The organism is Pontibacter sp. JAM-7, assembly GCF_048548695.2.
GTDB lineage: Bacteria > Pseudomonadota > Gammaproteobacteria > Pseudomonadales > Balneatricaceae > Neptuniibacter.
Window position 1 is genome coordinate 160,003 of sequence record NZ_JBLYIF020000004.1, and the last position, 16,555, is coordinate 176,557.

Genomic DNA, 16,555 nt, shown 5'->3' on the forward strand with positions numbered 1-16,555 from the left:
GGGGGATTGATGAGTCGCAAGCTATCTATCTGGCTTATCTGGTTAACCCTCTGCGCAGGTCTGGCGGGGGTGCTGGGTTATGAAATGCTGGCTCAGCCGGAGAAGCCGCATTTCTTGATCGGGCCCACCACCCATGGCCATTATCAGATTGAATTAAGTTGCGACACTTGTCATACCGATCCGTTTGGCGGCCAGGAACTACTGCATGATGCCTGTATGGGTTGTCATGAGCAGGAATTGAAAGACGCCCACGACTCCCATCCACGCAAGAAATTTACTGATCCGCGTAATGTTGACCGGTTGGAAAAGATCAATGCCCTCAACTGTGTCAGTTGCCATGGTGAGCATAAACAACATCAAACCTTTGCGATGGGGGTCACCCTGCCGGAAGACTTCTGTTACGAGTGTCATCAGAGCATCGCTGAGGATCGGCCAAGTCATGAAGGTATGGGATTCGATACCTGTGGCAGTGCGGGTTGCCACAACTTCCATGATAACCGCGCGCTATATGAAGATTTCCTGCTGGCCAATCAAACCGGCCCTATGGTGAAGGCGATGGCACAGGTGCTGGCGCGTAATGGTACCGAAGCGCTGGCACGTAAACCGGCGTTGGCCGTTGCGGATGCCGATGGCGAGGCTGCACATGCGTTGGTGGAGGACTGGAGCCTCAGTGGTCATGCCGATGCCGGCGTTAATTGTACTGACTGTCATAGCGTTTCAGGCGTCTGGCAGGATGATCCCGGTTTGGCCAGCTGTAACAGCTGTCATGAAAATGAAGCCTCAGGTTTTCTCAGTGGTAAGCATGGCATGCGCCTGAAAGCAGGCCTGAGCAAGATGTCACCTGCCATGGCCCGGTTGCCTTTCAAACATGATGCCGATCAGAGCGGACTCGACTGCGCCAGTTGCCATGATGCCCATCAGCCTGACCTGGCAACGGCTGCCGTGGAATCCTGCACCAGCTGCCATGACGATGAACACAGCCGCAACTATGCTCAGTCACCCCATGCCCAGCTGTGGCAGCAGGAACAGGCTGAAGTGCTACCTGCAGGCAGTGGTGTGAGTTGTGCTACCTGTCATATGCCGCGTGAGTCACATAAAGCCTTCGGCAAGACCACAGTGCGTGTTGAGCATAACCAGAGCATGAACCTGCGCCCTAACGAGAAAATGGTGCGCTCGGTATGTCTGGATTGCCATTCACTGGCATTTAGCCTGGACGCCTTAGCCGATCCGGCACTGGTTCGTAACAACTTCAACGGTAAACCCGGCAGTCACATTCCGTCCATCGATATGGCGGTGGCCCGGGACCGGGACAAGCAAAAGCAATAAACCTATCACCCAACTCAACCTGAGAATGGAGCGTTCGAGATGATGAAAAAAGCAATTGCAGGTGTCGCACTGGCGGCTACCACCCTGGCCCTGACTGGTTGTCAGGATGAACCTCAAGCGGTCGGCATCAAGCCTGAGTTGTACACTGACTCGCTGTTTGCAGTCATGAAAGCAGACCGTACCAACTACACCAAACTGATCATCAAGCGCCTTGGCCCAGCCGGCGCGGATGCCATCGCGCCTAAGGAGCACTGGCAGGACCTGGAAAATGGTGCACCACTGCCGGCACAGATGTTCCGTGCAGGTGCTGAAGCTGTCGCTGAAATGACGGATGACTTCACCTATTCACTCCAGTCTATCTGGCCAATTAACAGTCAGAACGCACCGCGTACGGAAATTGAAAAACAGGGTCTTGAGTACATTGCGGCAAATCCTGGCAAAAACTTCTACGGCGAAGAAAAGCTGGGTGACACTACCTACTTTACAGCGGTGTATCCCGATGTTGCGGTAGCGACACCCTGTGTGACTTGCCATAACGAGCACAAAGACAGCCCACGTAATGACTTCAAAATTGGTGAAGTAATGGGTGGTGTTGTCATTCGTGTGCCCCTGGGTGGCTAAGCCTCAAGGAGATGCATGATGGGAAACACAGCTCGAATCGGAAGCCTGGCACTGTTGCTCGCGTTGACGGGCTGTGACGGAGGCGATGGCCCAGCAGCTAGTCTCTCCCCTGCTTTACAGAAGGGAGAACAGATTGTCTCCGGGACCTGTTTTGCCTGCCATGGTCAGGGCATCAATGGTGCCCCGATCATTGGCAACATGAAAATGTGGGGCAAGCGTATTGGCCAGGGTCGAGATGTATTGGTGCAACATGCCATCAACGGTTATCAACTGATGCCGGCGAAAGGTGGTAATACAGATCTTACTGACGAAGATATCGGCAATGCCGTGGACTACATGCTGTCCCAGCTGGAAGCCCGATAAAGGAGTGAAATATGTGTAGTTTCATGAATAAACTGAAAGGCCTGTTTACCGGTAAAGGCGAAGCCAAACCAAGTTTATACGAGCGTCTTGGCGGTCAGCCCGCAGTGGATGCGGCGGTAGATATCTTTTATCGCAAAGTCCTGGCGGATGACCGTATCAGTCACTATTTCGACAGCGTTGATATGGATGGGCAGATTGTAAAACAGAAAGCTTTTCTGACCATGGTGTTTGGCGGCCCTAACAACTATTCCGGCAAAGACCTGCGTGAAGGCCACAAACATCTGACTGGCCTGAACGACACCCACTTTGATGCGGTGGTTGAAAATTTGGCGGCCACTCTTACTGAGCTGGGCGTAGCGGACAGTGATATTGGTGAAATTGCCGGTATCGCAGAAAGTGTTCGTGGTGATGTACTGAATAAATAATCGGGGAAGCAGATGAGTAGTTTGTATGAACAGCTTGGCGGCGAAGCCGCCGTGGACGCCGCGGTAGATATCTTCTACCGCAAGGTACTGGCAGATGACCGCATCAGCCAGTATTTCGATAGCGTCGATATGGAAGCCCAGTCGGTTAAGCAGAAAGCCTTTTTGACCATGGTATTTGGCGGTCCGCACAGCTACACCGGTAAAGATATGCGTGAAGGTCACAAGCACCTGAAGGGGCTGAATGACACGCATTTTGATGCGGTACTGGAAAACCTGGCGGCAACCTTGACTGAGTTGGGTGTAGATGACGAAAAAATCACGCAAATTGCTGGGATCGGCAACAGTGTGCGTGATGACGTGCTGAACCGCTAGGAGGCGCCTGTGGCAACGGTGCACTTTGAAGATACTGAGGTGAATGTCGCCCCCGGCAGTAACTTGCTGGAGGCGCTGCTGACTGCCGGGCATGATATTCCTAACTCCTGCCGTGCCGGTGCCTGCCAAAGCTGCATGATGCAGCTGATAGAGGGCGAACTACCGGCAGCAGCGCAGCAGGGCCTGAAAGCAACGCATAAGGCCCAGGGTTATTTCCTGGCTTGCTGCTGCGAGCCTGAAGCGGGACTTCGGGTACAGCGTAACCCTGCCAGCCAGACCGTATCGGCAGTTGTGGTTGATAAAGAGCTGCTGCCGGGTCGGGTCCTTCGGTTGCGCATGAGTGCCGACATTCACTACCGGCCGGGTCAGTTTGTGAACCTAGTGCGGGACGACGGTCTGAGCCGTGCTTATTCCCTGGCCAGCGTGCCTGAACTGGAACGTGAGTTGGAAGTGCAGATTCGCGTGCATGAAGATGGCCAGTTCAGTCAGTGGGCGCAGCAGAAGCTGGCCATTGGTGACACGCTTAAAGTGCAGGGCGCTTTTGGCGACTGTTTCTATCTGGCGGAGCAAAAACAGCAGCCGTTGCTGTTGGCGGGCACTGGCACAGGTCTATCGCCATTGTATGGCATCGTTCGGGATGCTTTGAGAGTGGGGCATGATGGCCCGATTCATCTGTTTGCCGGCAGTCGGGTGGCAGATGACTTATATCTGGATAAAGAGTTACGGGCACTCGATGCGGTATATCAGAATTTTAGCTATACCCCGGTGGTGCTGGAGGGTGCAGTACCGGAGGGTGGTGGAGAAAACGGCGACCTGAATCAGGTACTGAAATCTCGCTTTCCTGACACCAAGGGGTATCGCGCGTATTTCTGCGGCTCGCCACAGCGGGTACAGGCGCTGCGTAAGCAGACCTTTCTCGCCGGGGCCAGTATGCAGGATATTCACTGTGACCTGTTCACTCCCTCAAGTCAGGCGGTGGTAGCCTGATTTGTCCAAAGCCGGCGTTGCCGGCTTTTTTCTTTTTGTGCGCCGCAATAAATCGGCATAAAACCTGCAGTACTATGGCTAAACCTAATTGATAGAGGTTGGTATGTTTTTTTTGCACTATTGTGGTGCAAGGAAACGCAATGCCATAGTTGCACCGAGATGCTGAACGATAAGCGACCATTCAATTATCTAGTATTTACTGACCTTGATGGTACTTTACTGGATCACCATAGCTATAGCTTCGCCGCAGCTGAGACGACTCTGGATCTGCTGGAAGCCCAGCATATCCCTGTGATACCAGTCACCAGTAAAACCCGTGCCGAGCTGTTGCCGTTGAGGGGCCAGTTGGGTAATAGACATCCGTTTATTACTGAAAACGGGGCGGCGGTGTATATTCCAGTGGAGTATTTTCCAATACAGCCCACTGAGTGTCAGCAGCAAGGTGGCTTCTGGGTTAAGGCGTTCTCCCGCCCGACAGGTATCTGGCAGACACTGTTGCAGCAGCTGAAAACCGACTTTGCTGATGAGTTTGTGCTGCTCAGTGAGGCCACTCCAGAGCAGGTGACTGAATTAACGGGGTTGTCGGTGGAGCAAGGCTTGCTGGCGCAGCAGCGTGAATTCAGTGAGCCTCTGCACTGGCAGGGTAGCCCAGAGCGCCGCACAGCCTTTTTGTCTGCACTTGCCCGTGCCGGGGTAACACCCCTGCAGGGCGGGCGCTTTCTGCATCTGGTGGATCAGTGTGACAAGGGGCAGGCATTGCGTTGGTTGACCCGCTGTTACCAGCTATACCAACCGAAACATCAACTTATCACCCTGGCAGCCGGTGACAGTGGCAATGACATTGCTATGTTGCAGGCGGCTGACCGGGCCCTGCTGGTGCGCTCACCGGCTCATGCCCCGCCGGTACTGCCAGCCGAAACCGATTATCTGTTAAGTGAAACCTGTGGCCCATCTGGTTGGGCGGCAGGAGTCAGGCAACTATTGGCGTTGCCAGCAGACTGAACAGCATTGATGCTGAGGAGATGTTATGGCCGATTTTTATCAGAATGGGATTATTACCACCCTGCATAACTTGGCGCAAAGACCGATTGAGGACATGGAAGCTGAACTGTTGGGTTTTAGCCGTCAGCGTCCTATGGCTTTGATTCTGCCCTCACTGTATTCGGAGCTGGAAGGCCCGGCGCTGGGGCCCATTGTCGAAGAGCTATGTCAGGTTCCCTACCTGTCGGAAATCGTTGTTGGTCTGGATATGGCAGATGAAAAACAGTACCGCTATGCGCTGGAGTTTTTCAGCTGTTTGCCACAGGAGCACAGAGTGCTGTGGCACGATGGCCCTCGCCTGAAAGCGCTGGATGCTGAACTTCAGGACCTAGATCTTGCCCCGCGTGAACGCGGTAAAGGGCGTAATGTCTGGTATTGCATGGGCTATATGCTGGCCACCGGGCGGGCAGAATCTATTGCCTTGCATGACTGTGACATCGTGACCTATAAACGCGAGTTGCTGGCGCGTTTAATTTACCCCGTCGCTAATCCGAAGTTTAACTATGAATTCTGTAAAGGATTTTATGCCCGGGTGGCTGACGGCAAAATTAATGGTCGGGTCTGCCGCCTGCTGGTTACCCCCCTGCTGCGGGCGCTGAAGAAGGTGTTTGGTGAGCAGGAGTATCTGCAGTACATGGACAGCTTCCGCTATTCGCTGTCCGGTGAGTTTTCTTTCCGGCGTGACGTGTTGACCGACCTGCGCATCCCCAGCGACTGGGGGCTGGAGATCGGTGTGCTGTCTGAAGTACATCGTAACTTTGCCAGCAACCGGCTCTGTCAGGTAGATATTGCGGATCGCTACGACCATAAACATCAAAACCTGTCGTTAGAAAACGATGATGGTGGCTTGTCGAAAATGTCTATCGATATCACCAAGGCACTGTTCCGTAAACTGGCGACTCAGGGGCATACGTTCAATACGGAAACCTTCCGTACTCTCAAGGCTACCTATTATCGCATTGCCCTCGACTTTATCGAGACTTACCATAACGATGCGGTGATGAATGGCCTGTCGCTTGATATCCATGAGGAAGAGGAAGCGGTAGAGATGTTTGCCCGTAATATCATGAAAGCCGGTGAGGCTTTCTTGACCAATCCAATGGATAAACCCTTTATTCCTAGTTGGAACCGGGTAACCAGTGCCATGCCGGATGTGTTTGACCGGCTGATCGATGCGGTAGAGGCGGATCACAAGCAGTTCAGCCGCTAAGGGGAAAACATGACAACAGCCTGTGAGCAGCTCAGGTTTCAACTGGCAACACATCTGCAGGTTATCTATGCCGGCTTGCTGGATACAGAACAGATAACGCCATTGGCGGATGAACTGGTCGAACTGATGCGCTTGCAGGGGGTTACCAATGAGCCGCGCCCGGCGGAAAACCATTGGGATCAACAGGATGTGGTGCTGATCAGCTATGGCGACACTCTGTTAGCGCCTGATGAGTGGCCGCTACACACCCTGTTACGGTTCATGGACGAATATTCGGAGGGTTTGATTAATAGCCTGCATATCTTGCCGTTCTTCCCGTTCAGTAGTGACGATGGCTTTGCGGTGCAGGATTTTTTTGCCGTACGTGACAGTCTGGGTGACTGGCAGGATATCCGGGATATTGCCTCGCATTACCGCTTGATGGCCGACCTGGTGATCAATCATGGTTCCAGCGACAGTGAGTGGTTCCGTAACTTTCTGCAGAATAAATCCCCGGGGCGGGATTTCTATTTTACCGCTGAGCCTGAGGCCGACCTCTCGGCTGTGGTCCGGCCCCGCACCACGCCTCTGCTGAACGAAGTTGAAGCAGTGGATGGGAAGCGGCATGTCTGGTGTACCTTCAGTCCCGACCAGGTGGATTTCAATTTTCGAAACCCGGAACTGCTGAAAATGATGGTGCGGATTGTGCGGTTCTATCTGGATCAGGGGGTGAAAATTTTCCGCCTGGATGCGGTCGCTTTTCTATGGAAGGAGATTGGCGGCAGTTGCCTTAATCTGGAGCAGACCCATGAAGTGGTCCGCCTGCTGCGCAGTTTGATTGAATATGCCTGTGATGATGCCGTGATTATCACTGAAACCAACATTCCTAGCCGGGAAAATCTGTCCTATTTTGGTAACGGCAATGAGGCCCATTGTGTTTACAACTTTTCGCTGCCTCCCTTGCTGGTCTACACCCTGATTAGTGGCGACAGCCATTACCTCAAGCAGTGGTTGATGGCGATGCCTCCGGCCCAAGATGGTACCGCGTTTTTCAACTTTATCGCCTCCCATGACGGGATAGGCTTAAGACCTTTGGAAAACCTGTTAACGGATGCAGAAGAGCAAAAGCTGGTCGAAACCATGCAGCAGTTTGGCGGCGAAATTTCCTGGCGTAGTCTGAATCAGGGTGAGTCCAGGCCCTACGAGATCAATATCTCGCTGTTCGATGCCTTACAGGGTACCCAGGATGGACCTGACAGCTATAACGAAGACCGTTTTATCTGTGCCCATGCCATTATGCTGGCGCTGGAAGGGATTCCGGCAATCTACATACAGAGCCTGTTTGGCAGCCATAATGATTATGCGCGTATGGCACGCACGGGTCATAACCGGTCAATCAACCGCAGTCAGTGGCAATATCAACAACTACAAGAACAGCTGGATGATCCGCATTGCCATCACCATCGCGTGTTGCAGCGGCTTAAGCATCTGCTGCGAATCCGCACCCGGCAACCGGCGTTTCACCCTAATGCCACGCAGTTTACATTGCACCTAGGTAGTCAGTTATTTGGTTTCTGGCGTCAGAGTCCAAACCGCAGGCAAAGTATTTTCTGTATTGCCAATATCAGCAATCAACAAGCTGAACTGCGTTTGTCCGATCTGAATTTGGTGAATACCCAGTGCTGGCAGGATCTATTAACCCGCGCGGAATACTCCGATCTGCATGCTGTCATCGACGTTGAACCCTATCAGGTCATGTGGATCAGTAATCGCTCAGACAGTTGATTTCTCCTTGATCTTTATACAGAAATCAGGCTCCATGGGATGAAGTATCATGCCGCTTTTGTGCGCTGATAGAGACATATAGCCAACGGATATGACGCACAAGCGTTACGGCCTCGACTCATGGATAAGCGCTTCACACGGACACGCCTGCTGTTGATATTAAGCCTGACAGTCCTCCTGACGGCGGTGTTCTGTTACTGGGGTGGCAGTTTGTATTACCGTGGCAAGCGGCTGAACGATACCTGGCAAGACTATAATCAGGGCGTAGAAACCATCAATGGCACCCTTAGCCAGCTGACCCGCAGTCTGGGTTATGGTGGCTTTGTGCATCACTTCAATACTTACCTTCTCTACCGTACTGAAAGTAGTGCGGTCGCCGCTGAACAGGCGCTCACCAATAGCTTGCAAGCCATTAGTGCTTTGCAGGAACTGTTACCCGATAGCGCCGACCAGACGGCACTGATGCAACTCAATCAGACGCTGCAACAGTATCAGCAGAAATATTCATTGTTGCGAAATTTCATTTCGACGGACCAGTCCATTGAGGATGTTGCCCCCTTAGTGCAAGTGGATGATCAGCCTGCGATTCAGGCGCTGGCTCTGTTACAGCTGCATCTGCAACAAGGGTATTGGCAAGCACACGATGCCACAGGGCGGGAATTGCAGCTGTTTAATCAGCTGTTGTTGCTGGGCCTGATTGGCCTGGTGCCGCTGTTTGTCTTTGCCATTTTACACAGTGTCATGTTGCGACAGTTGGTGAACGCCAGCGTGGCGCTTGATGACGCACGTAAAACCAACGACTCATTGTTAGAGCAACTGCCAGATGCGCTGTTGGCAGTGGATGCTCAGGGCCTGATTATTCGCGCCAATGAGATGGCCGCTCAGCTAACGGGGTATGGCCTGGATGCGCTATTGGGTATGCAGGTGGAAGCGCTCTTGCCGGCACGTTATCACCAGCAGCATCCACAGCTGCGTGAAAGTTATGAATCGCAACCCGACAGTCGGGTTATGGCGCAAGGGCGGGCAGTTAAGCTGCGCATGGCTTCAGGGGAGGAGCGTGATGTGGCGATTAACCTCAGTCATATCACGTTGCCGGATGGGGATGTCAGTATTGCCGCGTTGCGTGATGTCACCGAACAAAAGCTGGCGAGAGAAGCGCTGGAAGACGCTAAGCGGAGGATGGAACTGGCCTCGTCGGTGGCGGGAATAGGTATCTGGGAATGGGACCTGAAAACCAATCGCCTGTATTGGGATGCCCGAATGCTGGAGATTTTCGGGCTAACCGAGCGTGACTTTGATCATGACTATAACAGTTGGCAGCGGGCAATCTATCCAGCCGATGCCAGCCGTGTTGACCAGGCTTTGCAACTGACTCTGGATGATGCGCTGCCATTGGTAACCGAGTACCGCATTGTTTGGCCAGATGGTGAAGTCCATTTTGTGCATATGATGGGCAAGGTATTGCGTGATGCTGTTGGCAAGCCGTTGCGTCTGACTGGGGTACATCTGGATATGACCCAGCAAAAAGCGGATGAAGCCTTGTTGCAGCGTGCGCGTGCCGAGGCTGAAGCTGCCAGCCAGGCAAAAACCGACTTCCTTGCCAATATGAGCCATGAGATTCGCACACCGATTAACGGTGTGCTGGGGATGGCGCAATTATTACAGGACTCTGACCTCGATACCGAACAGCGCATGCTGGCTAAAACCCTGCAGCAAAGTGGCGAGTCACTGCTGAATATCATTAACGATATTCTGGACTTTTCACGTATTGAAGCGGGCAAACTGCAACTGGATGTGATGCCTTTCGACCTGTCGCAGGTGCTGTCGGAACTGGCGCAGTTTTTCTCAGTCCAGGCGGGGGAAAAAAATCTGGAATTTGTCTGTCCGGCTCGCCCCATTCCGCCCACCCGGGTGGTTGGCGACCCCTCGCGTATCAGGCAGATTCTGACCAACCTTGTGGGCAATGCGCTTAAATTTACCCGTAAAGGCAGCGTGGCAGTGTTTGTTGACCTGGGCCCCGAGACTAATGGGCTGGTTGAGGTCAGGTTCAGGGTTAAGGACACCGGTATCGGCATGAGCGCCGAACAACGCCAAACATTGTTCGATCGTTTTTCTCAGGCCGATAACTCCACCACGCGTCGTTACGGCGGTACAGGGCTGGGGTTGGCAATCTCCCGACAGCTGGTGGAACTGATGGATGGTGAGGTTGGGGTCGACAGTAAGCTGCATGAAGGTTCCACATTCTGGGTATCCTTGCCGTTGCGTAGCCTGAGTCAGCAGCAGCCAGCGCCAACAAGGCAACTGCCGCAGGCAGACGTTCTGCTATTGTCGGATAAGGCCTTGACCGCCTCCTATATGGAGCGACTGTGTCGTCAATGGGGAGCGGGTTTCGGCTGCGCGGAAACAACCGGCCATGCTCAGCAACTGTTGCAGTCGGCAATGGCCGCTGATCGGCCCTATACGGTATTGCTGGTGGACAGTGAAATTCCATTGGTCGAACTGCAGCAGCTTGGCCAGTCTCTGTCGCAACAACCGGGGTTTGCGTCGCTGCGTAAATACTTGATGACATCCATGCGTATTCAGAGCGCAGTGAGGAAAATGCTAACCAATTATTTCGATGGTTTTGTATCGCTGCCGATGGTGGAAGAAAAGCTGTATCAGGTGGTGGCCGGCGAGGTGTTTATAGCAGAAAACCAGCTGATAGAAACAACCGTAACACCCGCAGTCACAGATTTTTCCGGGCATGTGTTATTGGCGGAAGATAATCCTACTAATCAGAAAGTTGCTCGCTTGATGCTGGAGCGGCAGGGGCTTAAGGTCGATATCGTGGCCAACGGAGCAGAGGCTGTGAACGCTGTCGCTGAGACTGATTACGACATGGTTCTGATGGATTGCCAGATGCCGGATATGGATGGTTATGAGGCAACGCGACTGATTCGAAGTCCGGCGTCTACGGCACTGAATCGAGCCGTACCTATCGTTGCCATGACCGCTAATGTGCTAAATAACGAGCGTCAGCGCTGCTTTGACGCGGGCATGAATGACTTTCTCAGTAAACCCGTAGATGTGCTCAATCTGCGTGATATTTTACAGAAATGGTTGTGTGCAGCAGCAGAACGGACGGCGGAGACTGCGGTGTTGCCTGCGGTTGCTGAAGCACCGGAGCAAGATCGCGATAACCCGCTGATCTGGGACCATGCCGCTTTAGAGCGCCGCATGCAGGGTGATCAGTCAATGATCAATGCTGTGCTGGAAACGTTTTTGCTGGATATGCCCCAGCAGTTACATCAGCTGCGTGATCTGGTCGAGCAGCAGGACCGAGTGTTATTGACTGCCCTGGTGCACAAGATAAAAGGCGCAGCATTAAATATCGGGGCCGTTGCAATGGGGCGTTGTGCATTTGCCATGGAGCAGGCAGGTGGGTCCGAGGACATGGAACAAGTCCGACAGTTATTCTCAATACTGGAGCGGAGTTATGCCCAGTTAAAAAATATACTTGAGGAGCAAAGCGGTGAAGCTTCTGATCGCGGATGATGATGCAACTTCTCGCACGATGTTGATGATGCTGTCACGGCAGTGGGGATTTGACCCTGTGATGGCGGAAGATGGTTTGACTGCATGGCGCGCAATGCAGGTGGAAGAGGCTCCGTCGATGCTGTTACTGGACTGGGAAATGCCTGGGCTGAATGGTATTGAGTTGTGCCAGAAAATTCGCGCGAAATTTATTGATAGCCCTCCCTACATTATTTTGCTGACTTCGCGGAATCGAGTTGAAGATGTGGTTGCCGGCCTGGATCAGGGCGCCAACGACTATATTGCCAAACCCTTTGAAAATGCTGAACTGCATGCTCGAATCAGGGTCGGCCAGCGGCTGTTACAGATGCAGTCAGAACTGCATGCGGCCTATGCCAACCTGGAATATCGTGCCAGTCACGATGACCTTACCGGGTTGTATAATCGCAGGGCGATCTATGATGGGGTCGGTGTAGAGCAGGCGCGGGCTGCCCGGCAAGATGAGGCTTTTTGTATTGCCCTGTGCGATGTGGATTTCTTTAAGCAGGTAAATGATACCCACGGGCATGCAGCCGGTGATCAGGTGTTAATCGAAGTGGCGAACAGGCTTTGTGACACCTTACGCCCCTATGATTTGATCGGTCGTTATGGCGGCGAGGAGTTTATGATTGTATTAAGCACCTCGCGCAGCCAAATCTGCAGTTTGTTTGAGCGTCTGCGCAACCATATAGCCTCGGTTCCCTTTAGGGTGGATGGCGTCAGCCTGAACATTACGGTGAGCACAGGCATTTGTATCATCGACCCCCATCAGTCCTCACTCTCGGTTGATGAGTTAGTGGCACTGGCGGATAAGGCGCTTTACAAAGCTAAATCAGACGGCCGCAACTGTACCATGTTGATCTCCGGTAACAATCAGGATCAGACTGACTGTTGTACTGAACGTTTGTGATGGATCATGTCACGTGTCAGGGGCGACGTGAGCCAGTAGCAGAACTGTTGTCACGCAGCTCTCAGCTCAGCATTGTGTATCAACATATGACAGCGGGATTTGCTCAACACTTAATGTAATGTTTTCGCTCTGACGGTTTGTTTCCTGAAGTCAGACGTTTTAGTAAGGCAACCATAGTGTTTACTGGTATATATGGGCCAACGTTTGGCGTTGGCAGTTTTGGGATTTTCGCTGCTGTTTTCTTGTGGCGGTGCACAACTTGGCTACAGTTAAAGGACTGTATCAGTGCGTGTAGTGCTGTTTTTTAATCTTTGCAAGGAACATGACAATGAAAAAACTTCTGCTTGCTGTTGGATTTAGTGTGCTGGCAGCGCAGGTTGCGATTGCCGCTGATGCCCCCGAAGGGGCGATGGCCTATATTATTGCGCCGGCTGACGGTGCCACTGTACCCGCAACCTTCACCGTTAAATTTGGCCTCAAAGGTATGGGCGTCGCACCTGCGGGGACCGATAAAGCGAACACGGGTCACCATCACCTATTGGTGGACGGCGCTTTACCCGATATGAGCATGCCACTGGGCAAAGATGTGAAGCATTTTGGTGGTGGTCAGACCGAAACGACACTGACATTGAGTCCGGGTGCCCACACCTTGCAGCTGATTCTGGGGGATATGACACATACCCCGCATAATCCTCCGGTGGTGTCTGAAAAAATCACGGTGACAGTGGCAGAGTAAATGCTTTCAGGTTCGCCGTTGAATAAAAAACCCGGCTGATGCCGGGTTTTTGTTGGGAGTCATGTGTCAGACCAGGTCGAAACGGTCCGCATTCATGACTTTGTTCCAAGCACTGACAAAGTCGCAGATAAATTTTTCTTTGGCGTCGTTCTGTGCATACACCTCAGCGTAGCTGCGCAGCACCGAATTGGAACCAAATATCAGATCAACTCGGGTTGCGGTCCACTTGACCTCCCCGCTGGCGCGGTCGTAAATCTCATAGAGATTCTTGCCAACCGGATTCCAGCGGTAGCGCATATCGGTCAGGTTGATGAAGAAGTCATTGCTCAGTACGCCCACGCGGTCGGTAAACACGCCGTGTTGGCTGCCGTCATGATTGGTACCCAATACCCGCATGCCGCCAATCAGGACTGTCATCTCGGGGGCGGACAGTCCCAGCAGCTGGGTACGATCCAGCAGCATCTCTTCTGCGGAGACCACATAATCTCCCTTCAGCCAGTTGCGGTAGCCGTCATGTAGCGGTTCAAGTACTGCGAACGATTCTACATCGGTCATCTCCTGCGTGGCATCTCCTCGTCCTGGCACAAAGGGTACGGTGATCTCTACGCCCGCATCACAGGCGGCTTTTTCTACCGCTGCGCTGCCACCCAGCACGATCAGGTCAGCCATACTGACTGGCTTGCTTAAACCGACTTGTATCGCTTCTAGTGTGTTGAGCACCTTATCCAATCGGGCAGGTTCGTTACCCTGCCAGTCCTTTTGCGGAGCCAGGCGGATGCGTGCCCCGTTGGCACCGCCGCGGTAGTCGGAACCACGGAAGGTACGGGCGCTATCCCAGGCCGTACTGACCAGCTCTGAAACACTCAGACCGCTGGCCAGTATTTGCGCCTTCAGTCCGGCAATTTCGGTGTCACTCAGGCTGTAATCAACGGTCGGCACGGGGTCCTGCCAGATCAGATCTTCCGCCGGAACGTCTGGCCCCAGATAACGGCTTTTTGGTCCCAGATCGCGATGGGTCAGCTTAAACCAGGCACGGGCAAATACTTCTGAGAAGTAGTCCGGATCGTTGTAGAAGCGTTCGGAAATCTTGCGGTATTCCGGGTCCATCTTCATGGCCATATCGGCATCGGTCATGATTGGATTCAGGCGAATAGAGGGGTCCTCAACATCTACTGGCTTATCTTCCTCTTTGATATTCACCGGCTCCCACTGCCACGCACCTGCCGGGCTTTTGGTTAACTCCCAGTCATAGCTTAACAGCAGTTGGAAATAGCCGTTATCCCACTGGGTTGGGTGGGTGGTCCAGGCACCTTCAAGGCCACTGGTGATAGTATCCCGGCCTACTCCCCGGCTGACATTATTGTTCCAACCGAGCCCTTGCTCCTCGATATCAGCAGCTTCGGGTTCCGGGCCAAGATTCGCCGCATCGCCATTACCGTGTGCCTTGCCCACAGTATGGCCCCCGGCGGTCAGCGCCACGGTTTCTTCATCGTCCATTGCCATGCGGGCAAAGGTGATGCGGACGTCCTGTGCCGTTTTCAGCGGATCGGGCTTGCCATCGACCCCTTCCGGATTCACGTAGATCAGCCCCATCATTACCGCCGCCAGTGGGTTGGCCAGATCGCGTTCACCAGAATAGCGGCTGTCGGGGTTGTCGCTGGTTGCCAACCACTCTTTTTCTGAACCCCAGTAGATGTCTTTTTCCGGATGCCAGATATCAGCCCGACCGCCAGCAAAACCATAGGTTTTCAGTCCCATCGACTCATATGCCACGGTGCCAGCCAGAATGATCAGATCTGCCCAGGAGAGCTTGTTGCCGTACTTTTGTTTGATCGGCCAGAGCAGACGTCGCGCTTTGTCCAGGTTGCCGTTGTCGGGCCAGCTGTTGAGGGGAGCAAAGCGTTGGTTGCCTGTGCCTGCCCCACCGCGGCCATCGGCAATACGGTAGGAGCCGGCTGCGTGCCAGGCCATACGGATCATCAAACCGCCGTAATGACCCCAATCGGCAGGCCACCAGTCCTGGCTGTCAGTCATCAGACTGTGCAAATCGTTTTTCACGGCGGCCAGATCCAGGGAGTTGAAAGCTGCGGTATAGTTAAAACCTGCGCCAAGTGGATTGGTCTTGCTGTCATGCTGGTGCAGGATGTCTAGGTTTAACGCATTTGGCCACCAGTCATGAATGTCTGTGCCACTGCCACCGACTTGGGTTTGCGCGCCGTGCATAAATGGGCATTGACCCGCAGTGGTTTCATTATTGTTGTTCATTATTCTCTCCTCTCTCGACCTATGGAGGTGCGTCATGCATATCCAGTCGTGTTCCTGCATATTAGTTATAGTCGTAACCGGTGAAGGGATGAAATTGATCCTGTTATTAGGGTCGATTGCTTTAATTAATCAACCGTCCGAAACCCCGGGGAAGGGCTGGTATTTAAGTCGCGGCCTGTGAGGTGACAGGCACTGACAAAACGATAAGGCAGGAATCTGCGTGCAATGACGTTATGCGGGTGGTGTGCGTGGGATAAAAGCTGATGATGCCCGGCCTGCGCTTGGTCCGCCGGGCATCTACGTCTCAGGTGTCAGTCAGGTACATCTGCAGAGGATGGCACGACTGCAGATGGCAGGTCAGACAAAGCAGCCAGTGCTACTTCCTGAATCTGTTCGGCAGGCAGTGCCTGCCCTGTTACTTTAGAGGGCAGTGATCGGGTCGCTGTTGCAGAGGCCACCACCGTGGGATTATAGCCCAGGCTGAAGGCACCGCGTGCGGTTGAATTGACACACATGTGAGACATAAAGCCCACCAGAATCAGATTGGCAACGCCCGCCTGCTTCAGCAGGGCATCCAGCTCGGTTTGAGTGAAAGAGTTGGGGTAGTTCTTGGTAATCACCGTTTCATCTGCCAGCGGTGTGACAGCTTCAGTGATCTGACCAATATGGCTGGAAACATCATACGGTGTGCCAGGGCCAGCATCATGCTGAATATGAAAAATCGGGCGTCCGGCCTGACGAAAACGAGCCAGCAGCGTTTTGCACTCTTCCAGCGCGGCTTCAACGCCATCCAGTTTCATGATGCCTTCGCAATAGGTGTTTTGTGCATCAATAATCACCAGTGCCGAATCACTGATTGGGGTGGCTGTATTGCCGAGGCCAACAAGGTCCCGCAGGGTAGTCAGATCGCTCATATCATGCCCTCTGTGTCTGGGTGTGTAGAAATCAGTCTCTGTAAACGTGCAAAGACAGATGATGGTTAG

14 protein-coding genes are annotated in these 16,555 nt (G+C 53.2%); 12 read left to right on the plus strand and 2 right to left on the minus strand.

Going from position 1 to position 16,555, the window contains the following annotated elements:
• Positions 1-9 precede the first annotated feature (9 nt).
• The 12 genes from ACFVYJ_RS06920 (at position 10) to ACFVYJ_RS06975 (ending at position 13,307) form a co-directional block, all read left to right on the plus strand.
• A complete protein-coding gene (locus tag ACFVYJ_RS06920) occupies positions 10-1,326 on the plus strand; it encodes a cytochrome c3 family protein (RefSeq protein ID WP_419414739.1) in 1,317 nt (438 codons plus the stop codon).
• A 39-nt stretch (positions 1,327-1,365) separates the two neighbouring features.
• Complete coding sequence (locus ACFVYJ_RS06925) at positions 1,366-1,947, plus strand: Tll0287-like domain-containing protein (protein ID WP_419414738.1); 582 nt, start codon at positions 1,366-1,368, stop codon at positions 1,945-1,947.
• A gap of 15 nt (positions 1,948-1,962) precedes the next feature.
• Positions 1,963-2,310, plus strand: coding sequence for a c-type cytochrome (locus tag ACFVYJ_RS06930; RefSeq protein ID WP_419414737.1), 348 nt, complete (start codon positions 1,963-1,965; stop codon positions 2,308-2,310).
• Positions 2,311-2,321: 11 nt separating this feature from the next.
• A complete protein-coding gene (locus ACFVYJ_RS06935) occupies positions 2,322-2,735 on the plus strand; it encodes a group I truncated hemoglobin (RefSeq protein WP_419414736.1) in 414 nt (137 codons plus the stop codon).
• Positions 2,736-2,747: 12 nt separating this feature from the next.
• Entirely contained in the window at positions 2,748-3,107 is a 360-nt protein-coding gene (locus ACFVYJ_RS06940; protein ID WP_419414735.1) for a group I truncated hemoglobin, read from the plus strand.
• Between the two features lie 9 nt (positions 3,108-3,116).
• Positions 3,117-4,094: a 2Fe-2S iron-sulfur cluster-binding protein gene (locus ACFVYJ_RS06945; RefSeq protein ID WP_419414734.1), complete on the plus strand. Its 978-nt coding sequence runs from the start codon at positions 3,117-3,119 to the stop codon at positions 4,092-4,094.
• A 159-nt stretch (positions 4,095-4,253) separates the two neighbouring features.
• Entirely contained in the window at positions 4,254-5,096 is an 843-nt protein-coding gene (locus ACFVYJ_RS06950; protein ID WP_419414733.1) for an HAD-IIB family hydrolase, read from the plus strand.
• 25 nt (positions 5,097-5,121) lie between these two features.
• Positions 5,122-6,345 carry a glycosyltransferase family protein gene (locus ACFVYJ_RS06955; RefSeq protein WP_419414732.1) on the plus strand — a complete coding sequence of 408 codons (1,224 nt, stop codon included), beginning with the start codon at positions 5,122-5,124 and terminating at the stop codon, positions 6,343-6,345.
• Positions 6,346-6,354: 9 nt separating this feature from the next.
• Positions 6,355-8,109: a sugar phosphorylase gene (locus ACFVYJ_RS06960; RefSeq protein WP_419414731.1), complete on the plus strand. Its 1,755-nt coding sequence runs from the start codon at positions 6,355-6,357 to the stop codon at positions 8,107-8,109.
• A 120-nt stretch (positions 8,110-8,229) separates the two neighbouring features.
• Positions 8,230-11,643 carry a response regulator gene (locus ACFVYJ_RS06965; protein WP_419414730.1) on the plus strand — a complete coding sequence of 1,138 codons (3,414 nt, stop codon included), beginning with the start codon at positions 8,230-8,232 and terminating at the stop codon, positions 11,641-11,643.
• The gene (locus tag ACFVYJ_RS06970; protein WP_419414729.1) at positions 11,621-12,571 is read left to right on the plus strand and encodes a GGDEF domain-containing response regulator; all 951 of its coding nucleotides are present in this window, start codon (positions 11,621-11,623) and stop codon (positions 12,569-12,571) included. Before ACFVYJ_RS06965 ends, ACFVYJ_RS06970 begins: the two co-directional genes overlap by 23 nt.
• Positions 12,572-12,899: 328 nt before the next feature.
• Entirely contained in the window at positions 12,900-13,307 is a 408-nt protein-coding gene (locus ACFVYJ_RS06975; RefSeq protein ID WP_419414728.1) for a DUF4399 domain-containing protein, read from the plus strand.
• A gap of 66 nt (positions 13,308-13,373) precedes the next feature.
• Here ACFVYJ_RS06975 and katG read toward each other — a convergent pair whose 3' ends face one another.
• Together katG and ACFVYJ_RS06985 are read right to left on the minus strand one after the other, a co-directional pair.
• Complete coding sequence (gene katG / locus ACFVYJ_RS06980) at positions 13,374-15,572, minus strand: catalase/peroxidase HPI (RefSeq protein WP_419414727.1); 2,199 nt, start codon at positions 15,570-15,572, stop codon at positions 13,374-13,376.
• A 311-nt stretch (positions 15,573-15,883) separates the two neighbouring features.
• On the minus strand, positions 15,884-16,486 hold the full coding sequence (locus tag ACFVYJ_RS06985; RefSeq protein ID WP_419414726.1) for a cysteine hydrolase family protein: 603 nt from the start codon (positions 16,484-16,486) through the stop codon (positions 15,884-15,886).
• Positions 16,487-16,555 lie beyond the last annotated feature (69 nt).

What these genes read in the sequence shown, in the direction of transcription:
- ACFVYJ_RS06955 (WP_419414732.1), top strand. Translation starts at nt 5,122, where the DNA reads ATGGCCGATTTTTATCAGAATGGGATTATTACCACCCTGCATAACTTG.
- ACFVYJ_RS06965 (WP_419414730.1), top strand. Translation starts at nt 8,230, where the DNA reads ATGGATAAGCGCTTCACACGGACACGCCTGCTGTTGATATTAAGCCTG.
- ACFVYJ_RS06930 (WP_419414737.1), top strand. Translation starts at nt 1,963, where the DNA reads ATGATGGGAAACACAGCTCGAATCGGAAGCCTGGCACTGTTGCTCGCG.
- ACFVYJ_RS06935 (WP_419414736.1), top strand. Translation starts at nt 2,322, where the DNA reads ATGTGTAGTTTCATGAATAAACTGAAAGGCCTGTTTACCGGTAAAGGC.
- ACFVYJ_RS06920 (WP_419414739.1), top strand. Translation starts at nt 10, where the DNA reads ATGAGTCGCAAGCTATCTATCTGGCTTATCTGGTTAACCCTCTGCGCA.
- ACFVYJ_RS06975 (WP_419414728.1), top strand. Translation starts at nt 12,900, where the DNA reads ATGAAAAAACTTCTGCTTGCTGTTGGATTTAGTGTGCTGGCAGCGCAG.
- ACFVYJ_RS06960 (WP_419414731.1), top strand. Translation starts at nt 6,355, where the DNA reads ATGACAACAGCCTGTGAGCAGCTCAGGTTTCAACTGGCAACACATCTG.
- katG (WP_419414727.1), bottom strand. Translation starts at nt 15,572, where the DNA reads ATGAACAACAATAATGAAACCACTGCGGGTCAATGCCCATTTATGCAC.
- ACFVYJ_RS06925 (WP_419414738.1), top strand. Translation starts at nt 1,366, where the DNA reads ATGATGAAAAAAGCAATTGCAGGTGTCGCACTGGCGGCTACCACCCTG.
- ACFVYJ_RS06940 (WP_419414735.1), top strand. Translation starts at nt 2,748, where the DNA reads ATGAGTAGTTTGTATGAACAGCTTGGCGGCGAAGCCGCCGTGGACGCC.
- ACFVYJ_RS06985 (WP_419414726.1), bottom strand. Translation starts at nt 16,486, where the DNA reads ATGAGCGATCTGACTACCCTGCGGGACCTTGTTGGCCTCGGCAATACA.
- ACFVYJ_RS06950 (WP_419414733.1), top strand. Translation starts at nt 4,254, where the DNA reads ATGCTGAACGATAAGCGACCATTCAATTATCTAGTATTTACTGACCTT.